The organism is Sorangium sp. So ce590, from assembly GCF_051521365.1.
In the GTDB taxonomy this organism is placed as follows: Bacteria; Myxococcota_A; Polyangia; order Polyangiales; family Polyangiaceae; genus Sorangium.
The window spans coordinates 1-24,601 of the sequence record NZ_CP150346.1; the positions used below are offsets into that span (position 1 = coordinate 1).

Annotated in this window: 16 protein-coding genes; 8 read left to right on the forward strand and 8 right to left on the reverse strand. The window is 72.4% G+C overall.

The window, feature by feature from the left end; genetic code table 11:
* Window positions 1-1,416 (forward strand): chromosomal replication initiator protein DnaA, encoded by a 1,416-nt coding sequence (gene dnaA, locus WMF28_RS00005; RefSeq protein WP_437599911.1) that lies wholly within the window; start codon window positions 1-3, stop codon window positions 1,414-1,416.
* 84 nt (window positions 1,417-1,500) lie between these two features.
* Here dnaA and WMF28_RS00010 read toward each other — a convergent pair whose 3' ends face one another.
* From WMF28_RS00010 to grpE, 3 genes are all read right to left on the reverse strand, one after another.
* Window positions 1,501-5,424: a serine/threonine-protein kinase gene (locus tag WMF28_RS00010; RefSeq protein WP_437599912.1), complete on the reverse strand. Its 3,924-nt coding sequence runs from the start codon at window positions 5,422-5,424 to the stop codon at window positions 1,501-1,503.
* A 120-nt stretch (window positions 5,425-5,544) separates the two neighbouring features.
* The gene (gene dnaK / locus WMF28_RS00015; protein WP_437599914.1) at window positions 5,545-7,407 is read right to left on the reverse strand and encodes a molecular chaperone DnaK; all 1,863 of its coding nucleotides are present in this window, start codon (window positions 7,405-7,407) and stop codon (window positions 5,545-5,547) included.
* Window positions 7,408-7,595: 188 nt separating this feature from the next.
* Complete coding sequence (gene grpE, locus WMF28_RS00020) at window positions 7,596-8,180, reverse strand: nucleotide exchange factor GrpE (protein WP_437599915.1); 585 nt, start codon at window positions 8,178-8,180, stop codon at window positions 7,596-7,598.
* 238 nt (window positions 8,181-8,418) lie between these two features.
* Between grpE and WMF28_RS00025 the strand changes: the two genes are divergently transcribed.
* Together WMF28_RS00025 and WMF28_RS00030 are read left to right on the forward strand one after the other, a co-directional pair.
* Window positions 8,419-9,681 carry an aspartate aminotransferase family protein gene (locus WMF28_RS00025; RefSeq protein ID WP_437599917.1) on the forward strand — a complete coding sequence of 421 codons (1,263 nt, stop codon included), beginning with the start codon at window positions 8,419-8,421 and terminating at the stop codon, window positions 9,679-9,681.
* A gap of 1 nt (window position 9,682) precedes the next feature.
* A complete protein-coding gene (locus tag WMF28_RS00030) occupies window positions 9,683-12,118 on the forward strand; it encodes an HAD-IC family P-type ATPase (protein WP_437599918.1) in 2,436 nt (811 codons plus the stop codon).
* A gap of 32 nt (window positions 12,119-12,150) precedes the next feature.
* Here WMF28_RS00030 and WMF28_RS00035 read toward each other — a convergent pair whose 3' ends face one another.
* The 3 genes from WMF28_RS00035 to WMF28_RS00045 form a co-directional block, all read right to left on the reverse strand.
* Window positions 12,151-12,663, reverse strand: coding sequence for a Fur family transcriptional regulator (locus WMF28_RS00035; protein WP_437599919.1), 513 nt, complete (start codon window positions 12,661-12,663; stop codon window positions 12,151-12,153).
* Between the two features lie 83 nt (window positions 12,664-12,746).
* The gene (locus WMF28_RS00040; RefSeq protein WP_437599921.1) at window positions 12,747-13,817 is read right to left on the reverse strand and encodes a hypothetical protein; all 1,071 of its coding nucleotides are present in this window, start codon (window positions 13,815-13,817) and stop codon (window positions 12,747-12,749) included.
* Between the two features lie 70 nt (window positions 13,818-13,887).
* Window positions 13,888-14,682 carry a hypothetical protein gene (locus WMF28_RS00045; RefSeq protein ID WP_437599922.1) on the reverse strand — a complete coding sequence of 265 codons (795 nt, stop codon included), beginning with the start codon at window positions 14,680-14,682 and terminating at the stop codon, window positions 13,888-13,890.
* A gap of 304 nt (window positions 14,683-14,986) precedes the next feature.
* Between WMF28_RS00045 and hrcA the strand changes: the two genes are divergently transcribed.
* Window positions 14,987-16,030, forward strand: a complete 1,044-nt coding sequence (gene hrcA, locus WMF28_RS00050) for a heat-inducible transcriptional repressor HrcA (protein ID WP_437599923.1) — start codon at window positions 14,987-14,989, stop codon at window positions 16,028-16,030.
* On the opposite strand, the gene WMF28_RS00055 is transcribed toward hrcA, so the two are convergent.
* Window positions 16,023-17,096 (reverse strand): RluA family pseudouridine synthase, encoded by a 1,074-nt coding sequence (locus WMF28_RS00055; protein WP_437599924.1) that lies wholly within the window; start codon window positions 17,094-17,096, stop codon window positions 16,023-16,025. The genes hrcA and WMF28_RS00055 overlap by 8 nt on opposite strands.
* A 185-nt stretch (window positions 17,097-17,281) precedes the next feature.
* On the opposite strand from WMF28_RS00055, the gene WMF28_RS00060 reads away from it, so the two are divergent.
* On the forward strand, window positions 17,282-18,112 hold the full coding sequence (locus tag WMF28_RS00060) for a response regulator transcription factor (protein WP_437599926.1): 831 nt from the start codon (window positions 17,282-17,284) through the stop codon (window positions 18,110-18,112).
* A gap of 118 nt (window positions 18,113-18,230) precedes the next feature.
* Entirely contained in the window at window positions 18,231-20,945 is a 2,715-nt protein-coding gene (locus tag WMF28_RS00065; protein ID WP_437599927.1) for an ArnT family glycosyltransferase, read from the forward strand.
* 324 nt (window positions 20,946-21,269) lie between these two features.
* On the opposite strand, the gene cobA is transcribed toward WMF28_RS00065, so the two are convergent.
* A complete protein-coding gene (cobA, locus tag WMF28_RS00070; protein ID WP_437599928.1) occupies window positions 21,270-22,928 on the reverse strand; it encodes a uroporphyrinogen-III C-methyltransferase in 1,659 nt (552 codons plus the stop codon).
* Window positions 22,929-23,071: 143 nt separating this feature from the next.
* On the opposite strand from cobA, the gene WMF28_RS00075 reads away from it, so the two are divergent.
* Window positions 23,072-23,443 (forward strand): DUF4339 domain-containing protein, encoded by a 372-nt coding sequence (locus WMF28_RS00075; protein WP_437599929.1) that lies wholly within the window; start codon window positions 23,072-23,074, stop codon window positions 23,441-23,443.
* Between the two features lie 174 nt (window positions 23,444-23,617).
* Complete coding sequence (gene hemB / locus WMF28_RS00080; protein WP_437599931.1) at window positions 23,618-24,601, forward strand: porphobilinogen synthase; 984 nt, start codon at window positions 23,618-23,620, stop codon at window positions 24,599-24,601.

The following is a 24,601-nucleotide window of genomic DNA, read 5'->3' on the forward strand; positions in this document are numbered from 1 at the left end:
ATGACGATTCCGAAACACGAGCCGCGCGAAGTCTTCGATCAGGCGATCGAGCATACGCGGACGCTTTCGCCCGCAACTTTTGATCAGTGGTTCGGGGGAGTTCAGTTCGATGATCTGACCGACGGCGTGCTCACGCTGCGCGTCCAGAACGAGTTCGTCCTCGAGTGGGTCAGGGACAACTTCCTGCCGTCGCTGACGGACAAGATCCGCGAGCTCACCGGCTGGTCGGTCCAGGTGGCGTGGACGGTCGATCAGCACCTCGACTCGCCGATCGCGAAGCGCGTGGAGCTCACCCCGGTGCGCCCGCGGGCGCTCGTGGTGCGTCCGACGAGCACGGCGCCGGCGCCGGTGCCCCGGCCCGAGCCGTCGCTCCGGCGCGTCTCGTCGCTGCCGGACGACCTGAACCCGAAGCACACCTTCGCGAGCTTCGTCGTGGGCCCGTCGAACCAGCTGGCGCACGCGGCCGCGATCGCGGCGGCGGGCGGCGGAGGCCGCCGGTACAACCCGCTCTTCATCTGCGGCGGCACGGGGCTCGGCAAGACCCACCTCATGCACGCGATCGCGCACCGCGTCTTCGAGGGCAGGCCGGACGCGCGGATCATCTACGTCTCGGCCGAGAAGTTCACGAACGACTTCATCACGGCCATCCAGCACCACCGGATGGACGAGTTCCGCGCGCGGTACAGGTCGAACTGCGACGTGCTGCTTGTCGACGACATCCAGTTCCTGGCCGGACGCGAGCAGACGCAGGAGGAGTTCTTCCACACCTTCAACGCGCTCCACACGCTCGACCGGCAGATAGTGGTGACGAGCGACAAGTACCCCCAGAACCTCGAGCGCATGGAAGAGCGCCTCGTCTCGCGGTTCTCCTGGGGGCTCGTCGCCGACATCCAGGTGCCGGAGCTGGAGACGCGCGTCGCGATCGTCCGGAACAAGGCGGCGCTCGAGGGCATCGCGCTCACCGACGACGTGGCGCTCTACCTCGCGCAGATGGTCCGCTCCAACGTCCGCGAGCTCGAGGGGACGCTGATCCGGCTGGCGGCCAAGAGCTCGCTCACCGGTCGCCCCGTGGACCTCCCGTTCGCGCGCGCCGAGATCACGGCCACGTCGCCGCCGCGGGCGCAGATGATGAGCGTCGAGGACATCCAGCGCGCGGTGTGCCACCACTTCCACCTGCGCTCGATCGATCTCACGTCGAAGGACCGCCACAAGAGCGTGGCCTTCGCGCGCCACGTGGCGATGTACCTGTGCAAGCAGCGGCTGAAGTGCAGCTTCCCGGAGATCGGGCGGGCCTTCGGCAACCGCGATCACACGACGGTGATGAGCGCCGTCCGCAAGATCGAGGCGCAGCGCGACTCCGATCCGCAGGTCCGCGCCCACCTCGAGGCGCTCGAGAAGAAGCTCGCCGACGAATAGGGCGCGCCGCGCGCCGAAGTAGGCGCGCCGCGCGCCGAAGTAGGCGCGCCGCGCGCCGGAGATCCTGCCGCAGCCGCTGGGCGGTCAGAGCTCCGACAGCGCGGTGCGCGCGTCGTCGGCGACGAGCTTGTTGCTGTACGCGGAGGCGAGCGCGAGCACCTCCGCGAGCTCGCCGCGCGCCTCCTCGACCTGGCCCCGCTGCTTCAGGAGCGCGCCGAGCAGGTACCGGCTCTCCAGGGCGTCCGTCCGGTAGGAGCGCGCCTCGGCGTAACGCGCGAGCTCGCGCAGGAGATCGCCGGCGCCGGCCGCGCCGCTCAGGCCGTCGAGGTAGGCGAGGTGCGCGCGGTTGATCGAGACGAGGCGCTCGTGGCCGCTCTCCTCCGCGAGCTCCTTCGACTCGGTGAGCGAGGCGTAGGCGCGCGGCAGATCGCCGAGCCGGCGGCTCGCGTCGCCGAGGTTGTGCAGCGCGGCGGCGGTCTCGAAGCGCAGGCCCGCGGACCGGGCGAGGTCGACGGCGCGCGCCGAGGTCTTCACCGCCGCGGCGAAGTCGCGGAGGAAGACGTGCACGAGGACGCGCTGCTTCTCGCGCTCGCTCGCCGCCGCGAGATCGCCCGGGTTGCCGAGCGCCTCGGCCAGATCGAGCGCGCGGATCGCCGCCTCGATGTCGCCCGTCGCCGCGCGCGTCTGGGAGATCGCGAGCAGCAGCCGCTCGTCGTCGATGTCGCCCATCGCCTCGAGCTGCTCGACCGCGCGGACCGCGCGGGTGAAATCGCCCGTCCTCACGCCGATCTCCGTCTCGCACGCGAGCGCCTTGCGGCGGAGGTCCTCCCGGTCGCCGGTGAGGGCGTACGCCTCCTCCAGCCGCGCGTACGCGTCGGCGAAGAGGTCCACCGCGCCGAGGGCGCGCGCCACGTCGACGCGCGCCGAGAGCTTCTGCTCGGGGGTGCCGGCCTCGTCGATGCGCCGGAGCGCGCGGGCCGCGACGTCGCCGAGGTCGGGCGCGGAGCGCACGCGCACGACGACGTCCGCGAGCGCGCCGAGCCACGCGGAGAGCTCCGCCGGCGAGCGGTGGGCGTGGTCGCCGAGGTCGAGCGCCTGGGAGATGAGCCGGAGCGCCGGGTCGAGCTGGCTCGCGCGGATCTTGTGGAGCGCCGCCCGCGCGTGGAACGTGGCGGCCCGGTCGCGATCGCCGGCCTGGTAGAAATGCTGCCCGATGCGCTCGGCGTGCTCGGCGCTGTCCTCGCCCACGACCGCGAGGTACGCCGCCGCGGCCGCGGCGTGCAGCTCCCGGCGGAGCTCCGGCGGGATCGCGTCGAGGACGATCTCGCCGTGCATGGGCGACGCGAAGCTCGCCTGCTCGGGGCCCTTGAGCCGCAAGAGATCGCGGGTCGCGAGCCCCGAGATCGCGCGGTTCACGAGCGAGAGCTTCTGCTGGAGGAGCGCCGCGAGGACCTCGGTCGGCACCGGATCGCCGAGGATCGCCGCCGCCTGGAGCACGGCGCGGTCGCTCGGGTCGAGCCGCCGCACCCGGGTGGCGATGAGCGTGCGCAGCGAGCGCGGCACCGCCGAGGCGCCGTCGAGCCGGGCCTTCACGGCGCCGCCGACGACGCTGAGCGCGCCGGAGTCGCTCAGCTCCTTGATGAGCTCCTCGAGGAAGAGCGGGTGGCCGCCGGCGCGCTCGCGGCAGAAGGCGAGCACCTCGGGCGGCAGGAAGGTCGCGCCGATGCGCGCCGACATGAGGCGCGCGCTGTCGCTGTCCGAGAGCTCGCCGACCTGGATCCGGTAGAAGTGGGGGTGCGCCTCGAGCAGCGGCGGCGGGTCGCTGCGCGTCGCCAGGATCAGCACGGCGCGGAGCCCGCCGGCGCGGCCGGCCGTGGCGAGGAGGGTCTCGGCGGTGAGGTGGTCCATCGCCTGCGCGTCGTCCCAGGCGAAGCAGTGGAGCCGATCCTCGCAGAGGCTCTGCACCATCCGCGGGAAGGCCGCGCGCAGGATCGCGGTCGTCCCCTGCGGCGCCCGCTGGTCGACGAGCGCCGCGCCGAGCTGGCCGAGCACCGCCGCGGACTCGTCCTCGCGCAGGCCGAGCGCGCGCAGCCGCGGCAGCACCGCGCGGATACGCTCCTCGTCGTCACCCTCCTGGATGCCGCAGAGCACCTGCAGCATCGCGGTGAGGCCGCTCCACGGGACGTCGGCGCCGTTGTGCGGGCACGACGCGACGTAGACCCCGACGTTGTAGTCGCCCTTCGAGAGCCGTCGCTCCATCTCGGCGAGCAGCCGCGTCTTGCCGATGCCGCGCTCGCCCTGGATGACGGCGATCTGCGCGCGCTTCCTCGTGGCGTCGGCGAGGATGTCCCCGAGCTGCTTGAGCTCGTCGCGGCGGCCGACGAAGCGGCCGTACGCGCCGTCCGGGGGCTGCGCCGAGGTGACCACGCGGCCCCCCTCGGGCGCGGTCCGGCCCGCGCCGGGCAGCTCCTCGGTCGTGAACGTGTTGCGGAGGACGCGCCCGGTGAGGTGTGACACGGCCACGTGCGACTCGGTCGCGCGGGCGAGCGCCTGGGCCGAGGCGATGAGCGACGTGAGCCGCTCGTCCCGGATCGGGGCGCCGCCGCTGTCGACCAGGATGCGGGCGAGGTGGATGCCGGCCGAGGCGGCCGCGCCCCCGCCGCGCGAGCGCAGGATCACGAGGGCGGCGCGCACCGCGGCCTCGGTGTCGCGGCCGTCGGCGTCGCCGAGCCCGAAGACCGCGACGAGCTGCGACGCCTCCTGCTCGAGCAGGAGCGCGCCGTAGCGCGCCAGCACCTCGCGGGCCCGCCCGATGCGCCTCGCCGCGTCGTCCTCGGGGCCCGTGAAGATGAGCACGAGCGCCGTGACCTCGCGCCGCTCGCCGAGCCCGCGCGCGGACGGGCTGCTGTCGGCCTTCTCGAGCAGCTGGAGGAGCCCCGACGCCGTGCGGCTGCGCGTGCTGCTCGTCGTGTGCGGCACCTCGACCGGCGTGCGCTCGTTGGCCCCGATCGGCTCCTCCTCGAGCACGGCGCTCGCCTCGAGCGCGGCGCCCGCCTTCTCCTCGTGGAACGGCTCCAGGAACTCGGCGAGGTCGTTCGCCCCGAACCGCTCGCCCGTCGCGTAGAAGAACCCGAGGAGCGCCTCGTGCAGCCGCCCGGCGTCGGGGACCCGATCCTCGACGTTCCTCGCGAGCATCGTGCTCACGATGTCGACGAGCGAGCTCGGCGCGTCGGGGCGCACGAGCGCGAGCGGCGGGTACTCGCTCGCCTGCAGCCGCCGCATGACCTCGAACGCTGTCGGCGCCGCGAACGGGTTCGAGCCGGCGATCATCTCGTAGAGCACCGTCCCGAGCGAGAAGAGGTCGCTCCTGCCGTCGATCGCGTCGGCGCGCGACTGCTCGGGGCTCATGTACGCGAGCTTTCCGCGGATCCTGCCGGCGCGCTTCTCGCCGACCTCCTCCTCGGTCATCGACTGCGTCGCCTTGGCGATGCCGAAGTCGGTGACCTTCACCTCTCCCTCCCAGGAGAGCAGGATGTTCTGGGGCGAGATGTCGCGGTGGACGATGCCGAGGGGGCGCGACTGCTCGTCGCGCCGCCGGTGGGCGTGGTCGAGCGCCTTCGCGATCTCGGCCGTCATGAAGACGGCCATGCCGAGGGGGATCGGCCGCTTCAGCCTCCGGCAGCGGGCGAGCAGCGTCGCCAGGTCGAGCCCGGGGACGTACTCCATCGCGATGAAGTAGCTGGTCGGATCGCCGTTCGGATGGTCGACGCGGCCGAGGTCGAACACCTGCACGATGTTCGCGTGCGAGAGGCGGACGGCGAGCTTGGCCTCGTGCACGAACATGTCCACGAAGCGCCCCTGCTCGGCGAGCTTGGGGAGGATGCGCTTGATGACGAGGACCTTCTCGAACCCCTCGACGCCGAAGCTCTTGGCCTTGAAGACCTCGGCCATGCCGCCTTCGCCGAGGCGCTCGAGCAAGCGATAGCGTCCGAAGGTCTCGTTCAGCATCGTCCCGTCGAAGCCCCGCGCAGCCTAGCGTCTAGAGCGCGCGCGGCGCTCCGGAGGGGACGGCCTCGGATCGGCGAGCGAGCCGGTCTTTGCTCCCCGGCTGCGTCGCCCGGCCGCGCGTCACGTCTCGACCGCCTTGTTCGCGCCGGCGTCATCGTCCCCTCCATACATCGACTCGGCGATCCGGAACGCCGCCCCCTCGAGGCGCGCGTACGCCGCCCGGAGCGTGTCGAGATCGCCGCCGCCGTCGAGCAGCTTCCGCAGCGCGGCGCACTCGGCGTGGACCTCGCCGAGGAGCTCGGCGTCGAGCAGATCGCCGTAGCCCTCGAGGGCCTGCTCGGTCGTGTAGGCGAGGGTCTCGGCCTGGTTGCGGATCTCGGCGAGCTCGCGCCGGAGCGCGTCGGTCTCCTTGAACCGCTGGCCCTCCGAGACGAGCCGATCGACCTCGTCCGGCGTGAGGCCGCTCGTCGGGGTCACCCGGACCTCCTGCACCCGCCCCGTCCCGAGATCCCGCGCCTCGACGCGCACGATCCCGTTCTCGTCGATGCGGAAGGTGACCTGGATCTTGGGCAGCCCGCGGGGCGCGGGCGGGATGCCGGTGAGCTCGAAGCGGGCGAGGCTCCGGCAGTCGGCGGCCATCTCGCGCTCGCCCTGGAGCACGTGCACGGGGACGAAGCTCTGGTTGTCGACGCTCGTCGTGAAGATCTCGCTCCGCTCGGTCGGGATCGTGGTGTTCCGCGGGATGAGCTTGAACATCACGCCGCCGCCGGTCTCGACGCCGAGCGACAGCGGCGTCACGTCGAGGAGCAGCACCTCGTCCACGTGCCCCGAGAGCGCGGCGCCCTGCAGCGCCGCCCCGACCGCGACGACCTCGTCGGGGTTCACGCCCTTGTTCGGCTCCCGGCCGAAGAACTCGCGCACCGCCGCCTGCACCGAGGGCATCCGCGTCATGCCGCCGACGAGGACCACGGTGTTGACGGCCGAGACGGGGAGCTTGGCGTCCCCGAGCGTCGCCCGGCAGACGTCGATGGTCCGCCGGATGAGGCTCTCGCAGAGCATCTCGAGCTCGTTGCGCCGCATCGTGCGCTCGAGGTGGAGCGGCCCGCCGCCCGGGCCGACGGCGATGAAGGGGATGTTGATCTCGGTCTCGAGCGACGACGAGAGCTCGTGCTTCGCCTTCTCCGCCGCCTCCTTGAGCCGCTGCAGCGCCATGCGATCCCGGCGCAGATCGATCCGGTGCATGCCGTCGAACTCGTCGGCGAGCAGGTCGATGAGCCGCTGGTCGAAATCCTCGCCGCCGAGGTGCGTGTCGCCGCCGGTCGACTTGACGCTGAAGACGCCGCTCGCGATCTCGAGGATCGAGATGTCGAACGTCCCTCCGCCGAGGTCGTAGACCGCGATCGTCTCGGCCTTCACCTTGTCGAGGCCGTAGGCGAGCGCCGCGGCGGTCGGCTCGTTGATGATCCGGCGCACCTCGAGCCCGGCGATCCGCCCCGCGTCCTTCGTCGCCTGCCGCTGCGCGTCGTCGAAGTAGGCCGGGACGGTCACCACCGCCTCCGTCACCGGCTCGCCGAGGAACCGCTCGGCGACCTGCTTCATCTGGCCGAGGATCATCGCCGAGATCTCGGGGGGCGAGTAGCTGCGCCCCTTGACCTCGACCCAGGCGTCGCTGTTCGACGCCTCGACCATCTTGTACGGGGCGAGCAGGACCTGCTTGCTGACCTCGGGCGCGCTGAACTTGCGGCCCATCAGCCGCTTCACCGCATAGATGGTGTTCTGCGGGTTCGTGACCGCCTGGCGCCGCGCCACCTGCCCGACCAGGCGCTCACCGCTCGCGGGGAAGCCGACCACGGAGGGGGTCGTGCGCGCGCCCTCGGCGTTCGGGATCACCCGCACGTCGCTGGCCGAGGCGACCCCTGCCCCTTCGACGACCGCCACACACGAGTTCGTCGTCCCGAGATCGATGCCGATCACCTTCCCCATATGCGGCGAAAGATACTACAGACCTGGATGCTCGCTGGGTGGGCAGACGACCGTGGCGCCCGCGATATTTGGGGAGATCGTGCGGTGAGGTGGCGGGGCACAGCAGATCCCGGAGAGGACCACCGCCCTGATGCGCATGAGGCAGGAGGTGTGCGCCGGGGGAACCGGCGCGCGCCGCCGCTGGAAGATCAGCCCGCTTCGGAAGCCGGCTCGCCGGGCGAGCCCTTCGAGACGACGACCATGGCCGCGCGGAGGAGGTAGTCGCCCTGAATGTATCCCGGCTGGACCTCCGCGATCACGACGCCGGCCGGGTGCTCGGTCGACTCGATCTGCTGGATGGCCTCGTGCACGCTGGGATCGAAGGGCTTGCCGACGGCGGCGATGCGCTTGATGCCCATGCGATCGAGCGTGTCGACGAACTGCTTCGCCACGATCCGCACGCCCTCGGCGACCGACTTCGCGTCGGGCGCGCTCTCGGCGTGGCTGGCGGCGCGCTCGAGGTTGTCGAAGACCGGGAGCAGATCCTTCAGGATCGTCTCGCGACCGCGGCGCTGCGCCTCATCGACCTCGCGCCGGGAGCGCTTACGGAAGTTGTCGAAATCGGCGGCGGTGCGCAGCAGCTGCTCGCGCATCCGCGCGGCCTCCGCCTGCGCCTCGCCGAGCTTGTCTTCGGGGGTGGGGGCTCGCTGCTCCGCCGGCTCTGCGCGTTCCGCCTGCGCTTCCGCCGTCTCCCCCGTGTTCTGGTTCGACCCATTTTGTTCCGAATCGCTCATAGGACGGCCGGCACTATAGCCAGCCGCGATCCGCTGGCAATCTCCAGGCCGAAGTCGGCCCGCGGCGGGCGAGCGCCGGCGCGTCCGGCCGGCCGCGCCTCCCGGGACCGGCCGCGGGCGCTCGCCGGTGTCCGTGACCGGGCGCTCTGGACGCGCGTTTCGCCCAGGTCTCGGCGATCAGCAGCGGCCATGCATCCACCGTTTGCTCCGACCCCCTGCCCGGCGTTAGATCGGCCCCATGAGCATCGCCACGAGCCCGGGCGGCGACCCCGCCCCGGCGAACGCCTCGACGCCCGCCAGCTCGCCGCTCCTCGCGGCGCAGAAGCACCTCCTCGGCAACTACCGCCAGCCTGCGTTCGTCCTCGACCGCGGCCGGGGTTGCGAGCTCTTCGACACGGAGGGGCGCAGGTATCTCGACATGTGCGCTGGGGTGGCGGTGGCGTCGCTCGGGCATGCTCACCCGCGGCTCGTGGCGACCATCGCCGAGCAGGCGGGCCGCCTCATGCACGTCTCCAACTACTTCTTCAACGCGGAGAACCTCCGCCTCGCCGAGGAGCTCTGCGCGAAGACCGGCTTCGACCGCGCCTTCTTCTGCAACTCGGGCACCGAGGCGAACGAGGCGATGCTCAAGCTCGCGCGCCGCCACTTCTTCAACCGGGGCGAGACGGAGCGCTACCGGATCGTCGCGTTCGAGAACGCGTTCCACGGCCGCACCCTCGGCGCGATCGCCCTGACCGGGACGCCGAAGTACCGCGAGGGGTTCGGCCCGCCGCTCGCGGGCGTCACCCACGTGCCTTACGGGGACGTGGCCGCTGTGCGCGCCGCCATGGGCCCGGACGTCGCGGGGATCCTCGTGGAGCCGGTGCAGGGGGAGGGCGGCGTCCTGCCGGCCCCGGCCGGGTTCCTCGCCGAGCTGCGGCGCATCGCGGATGAGCACGGCGCGCTGCTGCTCCTCGACGAGGTGCAGACCGGCATCGCGCGCACGGGGCACTGGCTCGGCTCGATGGTCGACGGTGTCCAGGGCGACGCAGCGGCGCTCGCGAAGGGGCTCGGCGGCGGCTTCCCTGTCGGCGCGCTGGTGCTGCGGGAGCGGCTCAACGGCGCGCTGCCCCCGGGCTCGCACGGCTCGACCTACGGAGGCAACGCGCTCGCCTCCGCCACGGCGCGCACGGTGCTCGCGGTCATCGAGGAAGAGAAGCTCTGCGAGGCCGCCCAGAAGCGCGGCGAGCAGCTCGGCCGCGGCCTCGCCGCGATCGCCGCGCGGCTGCCGGGCATGTGCGCCGGCGAGCGCGGGCGCGGCCTGCTCCGCGGGCTCATCCTCGCGCCCGGGGTGGACGGGCGGGCCGCGCTCGGTCGCGCGCGCGACCGGGGCGTGCTGCTCACGATCGCGGGCAGCAACGTGCTCCGGTTCACGCCGCCCCTCATCGTGAGCGAGGCGCAGATCGACGAAGCTCTGGCCGAGGTCGAGGCCGCGCTCGCCGAGACGCCGGCTGCGGGTTGAGGTGGTCGCGTCGCGCGCAGCCGGGCCCACCGTCGCGCCCCTCCCGTGCTCGGGCTGCAGCAAGCTGATCGATCCGCTGCGCGCGGGGCACGTCGCGATCTTCGACCAGCGCTTCCACTATTTCTGCAACGCCCGGTGCCGCCACACCTTCCTCGGTGAGGCGTCGCCCGCGCCGGGCGACGTCCGGCCGCCTGGCCTCGCGGCGCACGGCGCGGCGTTCTTCGGCGCTGCTGCTCGAGGGAGCTCGCCGGGGACGCCACCGGGCGTCGCCGGGCCGTACGCCTCAGCGCCGCGCGCCGAGCCCGCGCGGGCGGGCTCGGACGAGGGCGCCACGCGCATCGCCGATCTCGACGCGCCGATCGTCGACGCGTTCCCGCCCGTGTCGCTCGACGAGAAGCTCCCGGACCTGCCCCTCCTCGACGACGATCGCGCGCTGCTCGAGCCGATCGGGAACACCATCCTGAGCGAGGAGCCGCAGCGCTACGAGGCGGTCGAGGCGCGGGACATCGGCGCGCTCCTGCTCGTGCTCGCGATCATCGCGGGGACGCTCGCCGTCGCGCTCACCCTCGCCGGGGACGCGAAGCTCGTCATCGGCGCCCGCATCGTGCTCGCCACGGTGAGCGCGGGGATGCTCCTCGGCCGCGCCGCGACGACCGCGCGCGACGCCACGGACCCGCACCCGGCGCCGATGCTCGCTCCCGTCCTGGGCGGGCTCGTGGCCGCCGTCTGGGCCCTCTTCGGTCAGGATCGCGCGCTCGCGGCCGAGGCCGCGTCGCTCGCGGGCGTGATCGCCACCGCCAGCGCGATCAGCGCCTGGCTCATCGAGAGCGCCCGCCACCGCGTGTTCGCGGAGCGGGGCTGGATCGCGTCGGTGCTCTCCGCGCCGGCGCGCTGGCCGCCGGGCGCGTGGGCGCCGAGCCCGGCGCCCGCCGACCGAGCCCTTCCGCGCGGCGACGACGGCGCCGCCGAGGGCGCCGGGGTCGAGCTCTACGAGCTGCGACCGGGCGAGAGCGTCCAGGTCGACGCGGGGGATGTCGTCCCCGTCGACGTCGTGGTCACGGGCGGCGACATCGAGGTGCTCCCGTGGATCGGCGCGACCACGCCGGCCCGTCGCCGCGACGGCGACCCGGTCATCGCCGGGGCCACGGTGGTCCGGGGCCGCCTCGTCGGCGCGTGCACCTTCTCCGGCGGCGATCGCGCGGTCGCGCGCGTGCTGCTCGACGCTCGCCGGCGCGCGGACGCCCTCGCGCCGATCGCGCAGGCCTCGCGCGCCCTGACCGAGCGCTGGGCGTTCGGCGCCGCGGCGATCGGCGCGCTCTCCGCGTTCGTCGCCGGGCGAGCGCCCGTCGAGATCGCGATGACCGCGGCCGCCGTGCTCGCCGCGATGGCCACGGCGATCACGGCTTCCATCGCCTCGGTGCACGTCGCGCGGGGCATCCTGCTCGGGCTCCGCCGGGGCATCGTCTACAAGAGCGCCGACGCCTGGGATCGCGCAGGCAGGATCTCGGTCGCCGTGTTCTGCGCGCGCGGCACGCTGCTGCTCGGCGAGCCCGAGCTCGCGGAGCTGGAGGCGACCGGCCAGAAGCTCACGCCGAGCGACGTGCTCGCGCTCGCGGCCGGGGCGGAGCGCACCGAGGAGCACCCGGTCGCCACGGCGATCGTCCGCGCCGCCCGCGTCCGCGGCCTGCGGCCCGACGGGGTGCGCAACCCCAACTTCCACCCAGGCCTCGGCGTGACGGCCGTCACCTCGTCCGGCGAGGAGCTCTGCGTCGGCAACCGCGCGCTCATGCTCGAGCAGCGGATCTCGATCGCCGCGGCCGAGAGCCGCGTCGCCGAGCTCGAGGCGCTGGGGCGCACCGTGGTCCTCGTCGCGGTGGGCGCCCGCCTCGTCGGCGTCATCGGTCTGCAGGACGGGCTGCGCCCCGGGGCGCGGGCCGCCATCCAGCACCTGCTCGACGCGCAGATCGAGCCCGTGCTGATGTCGGGCGACGCGCGCGAGACGTGCGAGGCGATCGGCCGCTCGCTCGACATCGACCACATCCGCCCCGAGGTCCTCCCCGCGGATCGCGGCGCCGAGGTGCGCCGCCTGATCGACGCGGGCACGAGCGTCGCCGTCCTCGGCCACGCCGGCGTCGACGACGCCGCGCTCGGCGCCGCGGACGTCTCGGTGGCCCTGGGCGCGGCCGGCTCCGCGCCCGCCGACTTCTCCACGGTCCTCGCCTCGGACGACGTCCGCGACGCTGCGCTCTCCCTCGCGCTCGCGCACCGCACGCGCCTCGAGGCGCGCGTCGGGCTCGCGCTGAGCGTCGCCCCCGCGCTCGTCGGCGCCGCGGTGATCTCCGCGTTCGTGCTCCCGCCGGCCTACGCCCCCATCGCCTCGCTGCTCGGCGGCGTCATGGCCGTCGTCCACGCCCGCGCGCTCGACGCGAAGAGCTGAGCGCCGCGCGCGGCCTGCAGCGCCGGCGCGGGCTACGAGATGCTGGAGGCCGCGTCCTTTGTGTCGCGGCAGTCCAGGCAGACGCCGTACATCTCGTGCTTGTGCCAGGTCACCTCGAAGCCGTACTTCGCGGCGATCTCCTCCTGGAGGGCCTCGATGCGTGGCTCCTCGAACTCGATGATCTTCCCGCAGCTGACGCAGATCAGGTGGTCGTGGTGCGCGCTGGCGTCGTCCGCCAGCTCGTAACGGCTGAGGCCGTCGCCGAACCGGCGCTCCGAGGCCACGCCGCACTCCGCGAGCAGCTTGAGCGTCCGGTAGACCGTCGCGTACCCGATGCCCCGGTCGTGCGCGCGCACTTCCGTGAGCAGGTCCTCGATGGTCATGTGCGGCGCGCCCGAGAAGAAGGTGTCGACGATCAGCCGGCGCTGCGCCGTCGACCTCAGCCCCTTCTTGGCCATGTACGCCTGGAGACGGGCGCGCAGCCGGTCGAGGGCAACTTTGTCGACCTGGGTCACGCTGTCCCCCTCCCTCGCGATGACGGCCATGACGAGTTTATCCCGTTCGCGGCGAACCGCGTCAAGGCCGGCGACCGCGCCTGCTCGGCGCGACCGGGCAAGCCCCCCTGTCGCTACTCGCCGACCTGCGCCATGTAGCTGACCTGCGCGGCCGAGCCTCCCAAGGGGCTCAGCAGCGTGACGGGCGGCGCCACCATCCCGGCCGCCGACGTGTTGTCGATGACAACGTAGTAGAGGCCCGGGCGCAGCGCATAGCGGCGCGTCTCGATGATCCCGGGCTGGAGAGGGCCGCCCGCCTGCACCGGGCCGGGCGGGGGACCGAGCGGCTTGCCGGTCTGATAGGCCTCGCGCCAGGCGTCGCCCGTCGGCTTGTCGACGATCATGATGTCCACGGGGGCGCCCTGCACGCTCACCTTGAGGTAGAGCGCCTGGTCCGAGTCGGCGATCTCGAACGGCCCGAGGTAGTCGCGCTGGTGCGCGTGCACCTCGACGCTCTCGTTCGCGAACGTGTAGCGCTCGTCGTCCTCCACCTCGAACGGGTGGTGCGGCCGCTGGGGCGGCATGAGGATCCCCAGCGTGAAGTCCTTCCCGGTCTCCTCGTTGTAGAGGACGGTGAACCCGCGGGTCATCTCGCCCGCGACGATCTGGTTGCCGATCAGGTTGGCGATCCCTCCGAACGGCGCGACGTTCGCCATCACGTCGATGACGGGGTTCTCGACGTAGCCGAGCTGGAAGCTCGGGCCCTGCACGATCCGGTTCAGCCGTCCCCACACGTAGACGTCGTCGCCCGCGATCTGGAAGTCGGGCCGGTACTCGACGGACGTCGTGAGGGAGAAGCCCACCCGCTTGGCCGGCTGCATGTAGCCGTACCCCGTGCCGGTGATGTGCACGGTGACCGTCTGGGCCGAGTCGTTGACGTCGTACGAGCACTGCATCGGGAAGAACCGCCCCATGGCCGACGATCGGTCCTGCAGGCGCAGGGAGACCCCGCTCTTCAGCATCTCGGGGCAGATCTTGCTGGCGCCGAAGTTCGAGAACAGAAACCAGCGGAGGCCGGGGCTCGCGTTCACGGGACCGCTGATGCAGGGGCAGCCGACGAACGTGAACGACAGGGCGACGGCGGCGAGCGTCAGCGCGGCAGACGCGGTGGACGCGCGGGGGAGCGGGGAGCTTCGTGCGGGCACGCGGGTTAACATAGCGGGTCGACCTCGGGGCGAGAGCGGGTTTGCGCCGGGGAGGACGGCCGGTCCCGCCTCAGCGCACGAGATGCCATTGGACGCCGGGAGTGACCTCCAGATGCAGGTGATTTTTGTGCGCCCGGTCGTAGTTGGGGGTGAGGATCGACGTGAAGATGTGCTGATCCGCGGCCTCGCACACGATGGAGCGCAGCTCTCGCGCCGTCGTGTCCGCCGGAGGGCTGCCGCTCGCACCCCTGCCGGCCGCCCTGGGCTTCCCGGTCGCCCTGGCGCCCTCGCCGCACACCGGCGCGCCGCGCCTGCCGACGAAGTCGCGCTCGACGTCGAGCCACTCCTCCGCGAGCCCGTCGCCCACGCGCTCCTTGACGAACCGGTAGGGGTCGATGGCGAGCCCGCCCGGGTGCCTCGGGGCCAGCTTGCCCTCGGGCCACATCCTCGACGGAGGTCGCCAGGCCGAGAACATCAGCACCTCGACGATGTCGTGCACGCGCAGGATCCGGCTGAAGTCCGAGAGCGCGAGCGCGAGGCGGCAGTCGAAGACGTCGTTCGGGTTGTCCGCGCGCCGGTGGGTCGGCAGCGCCGTCCGGTAGAGGACCCCGCCGACCCCCTGCATCAGCCGCACCGGCGCGAGCACGCCCGGCGCGCGCGGCACCGGCTCGAACGCGATCTTCCGCCGCGCGAGCGCCGCGCGGCACTGCTCCGCGCTCAGGGCCGCGTAGCGCGCCGACGGGTGCTTCGCCCAGTCCTGATGGAACCGCACCTTCGGCTTGCCCTGCGCGCTCGGCGCGGCGGCGAGCGGGCCGAGCGCGAGGGCGAGCGCGGCGGCGGTGGCGGCGTGACGTACGGACGGCATCGTTGCGGGGTCGGCCTCGCGCGGGCAGGCGAAGCGCCCGCTGGAGGAGGCGGAAAGCTGGAGGCGCCCGCCGGTGAGCGGGGCGCCGCGGAATTGCGCGCGGCGGCGGCGCCCATCCTACCGCGCCATTTGACCGGGCCGTGCGATCGCCTCAAAATAGCTCGCATGCGCATCCGTGGGCCCGGCGCCCGCTCGCGCCTCTTGATGTATGGGAGCGAAGGCCCGGCCCGCACGGCTTCCCGGTCCGGGCGGTCCCTGGGCCAGGTAGCCACAGCAGCGCACGCATGCGCCGCCTGCAGTTGACATGGGAGATTTTTCCAATCGCGCTCGAAAGATCCTTTTCGCAGCGGTCACCGAGTTCATCGCGACAGGCGACCCCGTAGGCAGCAGGACGCTTGCGCGGAAGTACGGGCTCGATCTCTCGGCTGCCTCGATCCGCAACGTGCTCGCGGACCTCGAGGAGGCCGGCTACCTCCACCAGCCGCACACCTCTGCTGGGAGGATCCCGACCGACCGCGCGCTCCGGTTGTTCATCGACGCGCTCGTCGAGCTCCGGTCGCTCTCCCCCGAGCAGCAGGCCGAGCTCAGCGCCAGGTTCACCGAGATCTACACGGTGGCGAGCGATCCGCTCCGCGAGACGGGGCGTTACCTCTCGGAGCTGTCCGGCGCCGCGGCGGTCGTCGCTGCGCCGCGGGCGGAGATCCGCGCCCTCTCCCAGCTGCGCTTCATCCCGACGAAGCCCGGGCAGCTGCTCGCCGTGCTCGTCTTCGCCGACGGCTCGGTCGAGAACCGCTTCCTCTCGATCGGCGAGTCGATCAACGAAGGGGAGCTCAACCGGATCCACAACCTGCTCGCCGACGTCATCGAGGGGCGCACGCTGGGCGAGATCCGGGACCTCTTCGCCCGCCGCCTCGCCGATGAGCGCCTCCAGATCGACGCGCTGAGGCGCCGCGCCTTCGAGCTCGGCAGCAAGGCGACGGCCGACGTGACGCGGCGGAGCCAGGTCGTCATCGAGGGGCAGAACCGCCTGATCGATCTGCCCGAGTACGCCGACGTCGACCGGCTCAGGAAGCTGATGAGGGCGCTCGAGGAGCGCGAGGAGCTCGTCGATCTGCTCGACCGCACCCTCGCCGCCGGCGCGGGCGAGGTCACCGTCTTCGTGGGCAGCGAGGCGGGCGATCTCGGCGGCGGGCAGCTCAGCCTCGTCGCCGCGCCGTACATGGAGAACGGGCGCGTCGCAGGGACCGTGGGCGTGCTCGGCCCGACGCGGATGGACTACGCGAAGGTGATGCCGCTCGTCGACGCCACCGCCGCGGCCATGAGCGAGGCGCGCGGCAAGGTCAAGTAGCGCCCTTCCGGCGCGCCTCGCGGAGCCGCTCGAGCACCTCGTCGAAGTCGGGGGGCGGCGGCGCCTGGAACCGCATCGGCCGGTCGTCTGCAGGGTGATCGAAGCCGAGCTCGGCCGCGTGGAGCATCAGCCGCGGGGCGGGGATCCTCGGCCCGCGGTAGTCCCGCACGTAGACCGTCTCGCCGACGAGCGGGTGCCCGGCCTCGGCGAGGTGGATGCGGATCTGGTGCGTGCGCCCCGTCTCGAGGCGGCAGGCGACCAGCGTCACGCCCGCGGCGCCGGTCCCGTCCTGCGGCCCCGGGAGCGTCTCGATCGGCTCCACGTGTGTCACCGCGAGCTGCCCCTCGCGCCGTCCCCCCCTCGCCGAGCCGCGCAGCCCGTCGCCCCGATCCTCGATGAGGTAGCTGCGGTGGGTGCCGCGCGGGACGGCGCCGTGCGCGAGCGCCAGGTACTGCCGGTGCATCGAGCGGACGCGGAGCTGCTGCGCGAGGTGCTTCTTCGCGGCGAGCGTCCGCGCGAAGACGAGCACCCCGCTCGTCCCCTTGTCGAGGCGCTGCACCACGCCGAGCGGGGCCCGTCCGCGCAGACGGTCGCGCCGGGCCAGCACCTCCCGCACGAGCGCGTCGAGCGTCGAGGCCTGCTCCGCGGGGTCCTCGTCGCCGTAAGGGATGGTGCTCACCCCGGCGGGCTTGTTCACCACCACGACGCTCGCGTCCGCGTAGACAACGAGCTCGCTCTCGAGCTTGCGCCGCCGCACCGTCTCGGGCCGCGGCGCGTGCAGGCGGACCTCGATCGGCTCCCCGCGGAGCACCCGCCGCCGGGCGCTCGTCGCCACCGCGTTCCCGACCAGCACCTTGCCGGTCTCGATCAGCCGGCGCGCGTCGGACCACGAGACCGAGGCCAGCACCCGGACGGCCCCGTCGAGAGGCCTCCGATCCAGCTCTGCCGGCACCGTCCAGCGGCCATCCTGTGGGGGCCGGACCGGGGCGGTCGAGTCGGCGCCGAGCGGTTCGGCGTCCTGGATCTGGGGCGGCGGAGCGGGAGCGGCGGGTCGGAGCGGGCGCATGAGAGCTCGTTGAGGGCGCCTCGGCTCCGCCCACCGGCGTGGGGCCGGGCTCTACCGGCGCGGAAAACGCACATCCGCGGGGCTCGCGAGGCGAAAGACACCGCGAATGTTGACACATCGCGCGACCGGGGCCGAAGATATCGGAGCCGTCATCGCTTTCTCGCCATCTGAGAGGAGACCCGTTCGTGGCCAGCACCCTTCTCGCCGTAGACGACAGCGTGACCATGCGCAAAGTGCTCGAAATCACCTTTGCGGGTCAGGATTTCCGCGTCGTGACGGCGAGCAGCGCCGACGCTGCGCTGCAGAAGCTCAAGAGCGATAAACCCGACCTGGTGATCGCCGACATCACGCTCGAGCCGAAGAATGGCTACGAGCTGTGCAAGGCGATCAAGCAGGCCTCACCGGCGACGCCCGTCCTGATCCTGTCGTCCAAGCAGAACCCGTTCGATCCCGCGAAGGGCTCGAGCGCGCAAGCCGACGACCACATGGACAAGCCGTTCGACACCCAGCAGATGATCGACAAGGTCAAGAAGCTGCTGGCGTCGCGCGGCGAGGCGAAGCCCGCCGCCGCGGCTCCTGCGGCGGCGACGCCTGCGCCCGCGCGCACGCCCGCCGCGGCGCAGCCCGCCGCCGCGGCGAGCCCGCTCCAGCGCGCGAAGACCCTCATCTACACGCCGAACGCGCCCGCCACCAGCGCCGCGCCGGCCCAGGCCTCGGTCAAGACGGCGCCGGGCGGTGCGGGGAGCGTGCCGGTCACGACGACGATGGCGTTCTCGCCGACGCCGGTGTCCGGCGTGCCGAAGACGGCGTCCGGGCCCGCGGCGGTGGCGGCCACCGCCGCGGTCCAGGTCAACGGCCAGATGGCGAGCAAGCTCGAGGGCCTCGGGCTCACGCCCGAGCAGGTGGAGGCCGTGATGGCGCTTTCCCGCGACGTCGTGGAGCGCGTCGTCTGGGAGGTCGTGCCCGTCCTCGCCGAGACGATCATCAAGGAAGAGATCGCGCGCCTGACGAAGTAGCCGCGCGCCGCGGCCGCCGCGCGGCCGCGCTGCGCGGGAGCATGCGCGACCGCTGCTTTGCCCGGCGACGTGGAGTTGCTACGTCAGGGCCGCGCCTCGTTCCGCGTTCGGCGCAGCCATGAACGACACGCACGACAAGAGCAGCGGTGCGCCCGCGGATGCCGGCGACGAGACGGACGCGCTCGAAGCCGACGAGGTGCGCCTCGTGCCACAGGGCAACCCGCTCCGCTGGCGCGGCGCTGCTGTGTCCGCCGTGGGCGCCCTCCTCGCGTTCGTCGTGATGGCGCTCGCGCCTCAGCTTCGCTGGGGGGTCCCGCTCGGCGCGCTCGGGATCGCCGTCGCGGCGCTCGGCCTGCTCGATTTGCTCGGCACGTTCGACGACCCGCCCGAGCGCGTCGCCGCGCGCGTCGGGATCCGCGACCTCCTCGGTCCGCTCGCGCTGCTCGGGGGCGGGCTCGTCGCGTTCTTCGTTCTCATCACGCTCAGCGTGGCGGGCTACCTCTCGCCGAGCTCCCTCTCGCGGGACGGCGCGCCCACGCTGCTCTCGCTGGCGGCGTCCGCCGTCGCCGTCCCTGCCGCGTTCCTCACGGCTGTGGTCGGCGTGTTCCGGCTCGGCGAGCGCCTCGGCCCCTGCCGCGTCGACGAGGCGGGCGCCCCGCGCCCCCTGATCCGGCGGCATGGCTTCTGGCTCGTCTCCCTCGTCACGCTGCTCTACCTGCCCATGCTCGGGAGCCACTCGCTCACCGACCCGTGGGAGACGCACTACGGCGAGGTCGCGCGCGAGATCCTGGCCAGGAACGACTGGATCTCCCTCTGGTGGGCGCAGGACGGCTGGTTCTGGTCGAAGCCGGTGCTCGACTTCTGGATGCAGGCGCTCGCGATGGCGGCCTTCGGCGTCCGCTACCGATCGGGAGAGATGCTCTCGGCGGTCGCCGAGGGGCGAACACCGTGGCCCGAATGGGCGGTCCGGCTGCCCATCTTCGCGCTCACGCTCGTCGCCGTTTACCTCCTCTACAAGGCCATCGCGCGGATCTTCGGCCGCCGCGCGGGGCTGCTCGCGGGGGTCGTCCTCACCACGATGCCGCAGTGGTTCATGGTCTCCCACCAGACCATGACCGACATGCCCTTCGTCGCGACGATGGCCGCGGCCATGGCGCTCCTCCTGCTCGGCATCCACACCGACGAGGCGGAGGAGGCGCGCGTCTACGAGGTCGAGCTCGGCGTGCTCAAGGTGGGCCTCTCGGTCTACCACCTCGTGCTCGGGGCGATCGTCGCCTGCGCGCTGCCGCAGATCCTCTACCTGCTCTCGCGTCACGTCGAGATCCACGCGGCGCCCTTCGGCCTGCGCCTCCACGGCGACGTCTTCAGCTCCGGCTCGCCGGGCAACTGCGGGCTGCCCGGCAACGAGGCCTGCCGGTCGGTGCTGCCCGTGCTCCCCGGCCTGCAGCCGGTGCTCCAGGCGATCATCTGGGCGCAGACGCTCGCGATCGTCCTGTACGCCAGCTGGGGCGAGCGGCGCGTGCAGCGGCTCCTCTTCCTCGCGGCGTGGTTCTTCGCCGCCCTCTCCACGATGGCCAAGGGGCCGGCCGGCTTCGGGCTCCCGGTGCTCTGCGCGCTCGGTTACGTCGTCGTCTCGCGCCGGTACCGCGACCTGCTCAAGATGGAGATCCCTGTCGGGCTGCTCGTGCTCGCGTGCGTCGCGCTGCCCTGGTTCGTCGCGATGTACGCGCGGCACGGCCAGCCGTTCACCGACAGGCTCCTGTTCCACGACATGTTCAAGCGCGCCTTCACCCACGTGCACGACACGAACGAGGGCGACGACGTGAGCTTCCGCTACTACGTGTGGCAGCTCGGCTACGCGATGTTCCCGTGGACGGGGCTCGTGCCCGCCTCGCTCGTGTGGTGGCTCCGGCGGCGCGAGGGGGGACCCCCGGGGGAGCCCGGCTCGGCCGAGGCCCGCCAGAGCGACGCCTCGGTGTTCCTGGCGATGTGGTTCATCTTCGGCTTCGCGCTCTTCTCGCTGATGCTGACGAAGTTCCACCACTACATCCTGCCGGCCGTCCCGCCGGCCGCGATGCTCACGGGGATCCTGCTCGACGACATGCTGCGGCTGGAGCGCGGCGCGGGCGGGCTCGCGCCGCGCTCGGGCAGCGCCTCCGCGCCGGCGCGCTCGCCCTCGACGGTCAGCTACGAGCGCGCGATGCTCGGCGCCGTCGCGATCGGCGCTGCGCTCCTGGTCTTCTTCGTCGGGCGCGATCTCGCGATGGCGCGTGAGGGGCAGGCGAGCCAGGCCAGGCTGCTGCACCTGTTCACGTACAACTACAAGCGCCCCTGGCCGCAGTCGCTCGATTTCTCCGCGACCCTCTGGGCCTTCACCGCCGCCGCGGCCGGCCTGTGCTTCTTGCTCATGGTCGCGCGCTGGCGCCGCCTCGTCCTCTACGCGCTCGTCTCGCTCGCTGTCGCGTTCACGGCGTGGGGGCTCGACGTGTACTTCGTGCGGACATCGCCCCACTGGGGGCAGCGCGAGACATTGCTCGCCTACATGCGCTCGAGCCAGGAAATCCCAGGGCCGCTCGTCGCCTACCAGATGAACTGGAAGGGCGAGAACTTCTATGCTGGCAACAAGCTGGCGGTCTTCGTGTCGAGCGGAAAGAAGTTTCAGGACTACATCAATGAGCAGAAGAAGAAGGGCGTGAAGACCTTCTACTTCGCCACCGAGCATGGGCGCATCAGCTCCCTGTCGAACGAGCTCGGCAATCCCCGCATCTTCGAGCGGCTCACGTCCATCGAGCTCAACAACAAGTTCCTCGTGGTTCGAGCAACATTCGAGTGATCGGGCGCGCCTGAAGGCGTTTATCTCACCGGCGCCGTCCGGCTGTGACGCTGTGTGCCTGCTCCGACCTGAAGACGGCGCTTGTAGATGTTCAACGGTACTGCTGCATCGGGAAATTCCTTGCACCTCTGTCGCGAGGGGAGCGCAGGAGCGCAAGGGAGCTCCGGTTCCGACGTCCTAAGTACCTGAATTCACTCCAGGAAGGTGCAGGCACGCATCGTGCTCTCTGTGAGCTCGAGCGTCGCGGCGGAGACCTCCCCCCCAGGTCCGCTGCGACGCTTTTTTTGCGCCGTGGAGCTCGCCGCACATCGTGCGACAAGCGCCTCAGTTGTCGGCGCTTGTTGGGGCAGCTTGCAACGCAGCGAAATGTCGATCCAGCGCGTCCAGGAGACCTGCTGTGGTGCTCACCTCGGCGGTCACGCCGACCCGGAGCCCCCGCTTCTCGGCGGTCGTGGTCGTGATCGGGCCGATGCTCGCGAGGAGCACGCGGTCGAGGCGCGCTGCGGCGCCCTCGCCGAGGAGATCGCAGAGGCTATCGACGGTGCTGCTCGACGTGAGCAGCACGACGTCGATCTTGCCCGCCGAGAGCGCCCGGAGCAGCTCCTCGCGGCGCTCGCTCGACGCGGGGCGGGTCTCGTAGACGGGCACCACGTCAACCTCGCAGCCGGCGGCGCGGAGGCCCTCGGGGAGCACTTCGCGGGCGACGAGCGCGCGCGCGAGGAGGACGCGGACCGGGGGGCGCGCCGCCCTGCGCTCGGCCAGCGCGGGATCGGCGAGGATGGCCTGCGCGAGCTCCTCGCCGCGGAACTCCTTCGGGACGATGTCGGCGCGGACGCCGCGCGCGGCGAGCGCGGCGGCCGTCCCGACCCCGACCGCGGCGAGGCGGGCCGAGCCGAAGGCGCGCGCGTCCAGGCCGAGCCGCTCCAGCTCCTCGAAGAAGCAGGCCACCCCGTTCTCGCTCGTGAAGACGACGGCGTGGTACCCGGAGAGCCCGCGGACCGCCTCGGTGACCCGCGCGGGGTGGGGGGGCGGGTGGATCTCGATTGTCGCGAGCTCGACCGCCTCGCCGCCGTGGAGGCGGATGAGACGCGACGTCGAGCGCGCCTGGTGACGCGGCCGGGTCACGAGGACCCGCTTGCCGAACAGCGGCTTCCGGTCGAACCAGCGCAGCGCGTCGCGCAGGCCGGTGACGGCGCCGACGACGATGACCGCGGGGCTCTGGAGCCCCGCCTCCCTGACGCGGCGGGGCAGCTCGTCGAGGCGGCTCGAGACGACGCGCTGGTCGGCCCGCGTGCCCCACTGGATGGCCGCCGCCGGCGTCGCGGGATCGCGCCGCCCCGGCCCTATCAGCCCCGCGACCACCGCATCGAGCGCCTGCATGCCCATCAGGACGCAGATGGTCCCGCGGACCGAGGCGAGCTCGCTCCAGTCGAACGCTCTGCCCGCTCGGGTGACGCCGCTGACGATCATCACGCTGGAGGCGATGTTCCGGTGCGTCAGCGAGATGCCGGCGTAGGCCGTCGCGCCGAGCGGAGAGCAGACGCCCGGCACCACCTCGAACGGCACCCCGGCCCGCGCGAGCGCCTCCGCCTCCTCCGAGCCGCGCCCGAAGAGGAACGGATCGCCGCCCTTCAGGCGCACCACGCTGCGGCCGGCGAGCCCGAGCGCGACGAGCTCCGCGTCGATCTCCGCCTGCTTCGCGTCCTTCACCACCCGATCGCCACCGCGCTTGCCGACCGAGCGCACCTCGGCGCCCTCCCGGACGCCGTCCAGCAGCGCGGGGTGGACGAGCTCGTCGTGCAGCACGACGTCGGCCGTGGCGAGGAGTTCTGCGCCGCGCAGCGTGAAGAGCCCCGGGTCCCCCGGGCCCGCGCCGACGAGGTACACGACGCCCGGCCTGGCCGCGGCCGGCCCCCCGCCCGCGGCCCGCAGGGCCGCCACGCCGTGGCCTCCCTCCGAGGGGTCGTCACGCCTGGGAACCATCGTCAAACTCCCGTCGTTCTCTCGTTCATTCATGGCAGACGTTGATTGTCATAGCGATTCTGTAGTCAGGTTGACTCGGTGCGTTAATGGTATAGAATCGCACCCGTTCGATTCAACGTCCGACGGTTTCTGGAGTCCATTCGATGAGATCTGTGAAACTGTTCGAGGAGCTGCGGAGCTCAGAGCGCGGCTTTCCGGACCGATGGTACGTCACCAACGGCGAGCGATCTGTCGGGCCCGTCAAGCTCGACCAGCTCGCGCGCGGCATCGAGAGCGGAATCGTCCCGCTCGATAGCTTCGTCCGCAATGAAACCTGGACCGTGTGGTGCCCGCTGTCCGACATTGCAATGGTCACGGTCGCCGCCGCGGAGACGCCTGCGGAGCAGCCGGACGAGGTCTCGGACGCGGACGACGACGATACGGTCCCGCTCTCGTCCCAGCAGACGCCCCTGACCCCGCCGCGTTCCGGGCCGGCGGCGCGCTCGAGCGCGCGCCCCGGAGCGGCCCAGCGCTGAGCGATCTAGGCGCGGCGGGGCGGGCGCGGCCGGAAGAAGGGAAGTGGATGGCCGGTCTCATGCTGGCGGTTTCGGGCGAACACTAGCCGATTCCTGCGCTCAGGCGATCCACGGATCGCGCGCGGCGAGACCGGAGCGGTCCCCGCGGGCGAAGGGCTGCTATGCTCCGCCGCCGTGTTCCCCACGAAGAGACCGCGCCGGCTCCGCCGCTCGCCCGCCCTCCGCGCCCTGGTGCGGGAGACGTCCCTCAACCCGGGGGATTTCATCCTCCCCCTCTTCTTCAACGAGGCGCTCGACGCGCCTCGCCCGGTCGGGACGATGCCGGGCGTCTCGCAGCTGCCCGTGAGCGCCGCGGCGGCGCAGGCGCGGCTCTGCAAGGAGCTCGGCATCGGCGGGACGATCCTGTTCGGGCTCCCGCGCATCAAGGACGCGTCGGGATCGAGCGCGTACGACGCGGACGGCCCCGTCCCGCGCGCCGTGAAGGCGATGAAGGAGGCGGTGCCGGAGCTCCTCGTGATCACCGACGTGTGCGTGGACGAGTACACAGATCACGGCCACTGCGGCCTGCTCCGGCAGGACGCGTCCGGCGCGGTGGACGTCGACAACGACGCGACGCTGGAGGTGCTCGCGCGGGCGGCGCTCGTCCACGCCAAGGCGGGGGCCGACGTTGTCGCGCCGAGCGACATGATGGACGGCCGCGTCGCCGCCATCCGGCGCGCGCTCGACGCCGAGTCGCTGGCGGGGACGGCGATCCTCTCCTACGCCGTGAAGTATGCGTCCGGCTTCTACGGGCCGTTCCGCGAGGCGGCGGACTGCGCGCCCAAGTTCGGCGACCGGGCGGGCTACCAGATGGACCCAGGGAACGCGCGCGAGGGTCTGCGCGAGGCGGCGCTCGATGAGGAGGAGGGGGCTGACATGCTCATGGTCAAGCCCGCGCTTGCGTACCTCGACGTCATCGCGCGCGTGCGCGAGGCGACGACGCTGCCGCTCGGCGCCTACAACGTCAGCGGCGAGTACGCGATGATCAAGGCGGCCGCGGAGCGCGGGATGATCGAAGAGAAGCGCGCGGTGCTCGAGCTGCTCACGTCGATCCGGCGCGCCGGGGCCGACTTCATCCTCACCTACCACGCGCTCGACGCCGCGCGCTGGCTCGGCTGA

Excerpts from the sequence above, each read along its gene's own strand:
- dnaA (WP_437599911.1), top strand. The coding sequence starts at position 1 with ATGACGATTCCGAAACACGAGCCGCGCGAAGTCTTCGATCAGGCGATC.
- WMF28_RS00010 (WP_437599912.1), bottom strand. The coding sequence starts at position 5,424 with ATGCTGAACGAGACCTTCGGACGCTATCGCTTGCTCGAGCGCCTCGGC.
- dnaK (WP_437599914.1), bottom strand. The coding sequence starts at position 7,407 with ATGGGGAAGGTGATCGGCATCGATCTCGGGACGACGAACTCGTGTGTG.
- grpE (WP_437599915.1), bottom strand. The coding sequence starts at position 8,180 with ATGAGCGATTCGGAACAAAATGGGTCGAACCAGAACACGGGGGAGACG.
- WMF28_RS00025 (WP_437599917.1), top strand. The coding sequence starts at position 8,419 with ATGAGCATCGCCACGAGCCCGGGCGGCGACCCCGCCCCGGCGAACGCC.
- WMF28_RS00035 (WP_437599919.1), bottom strand. The coding sequence starts at position 12,663 with ATGGCCGTCATCGCGAGGGAGGGGGACAGCGTGACCCAGGTCGACAAA.
- WMF28_RS00045 (WP_437599922.1), bottom strand. The coding sequence starts at position 14,682 with ATGCCGTCCGTACGTCACGCCGCCACCGCCGCCGCGCTCGCCCTCGCG.
- hrcA (WP_437599923.1), top strand. The coding sequence starts at position 14,987 with ATGGGAGATTTTTCCAATCGCGCTCGAAAGATCCTTTTCGCAGCGGTC.
- WMF28_RS00055 (WP_437599924.1), bottom strand. The coding sequence starts at position 17,096 with ATGCGCCCGCTCCGACCCGCCGCTCCCGCTCCGCCGCCCCAGATCCAG.
- WMF28_RS00065 (WP_437599927.1), top strand. The coding sequence starts at position 18,231 with ATGAACGACACGCACGACAAGAGCAGCGGTGCGCCCGCGGATGCCGGC.
- cobA (WP_437599928.1), bottom strand. The coding sequence starts at position 22,928 with ATGGTTCCCAGGCGTGACGACCCCTCGGAGGGAGGCCACGGCGTGGCG.
- WMF28_RS00075 (WP_437599929.1), top strand. The coding sequence starts at position 23,072 with ATGAGATCTGTGAAACTGTTCGAGGAGCTGCGGAGCTCAGAGCGCGGC.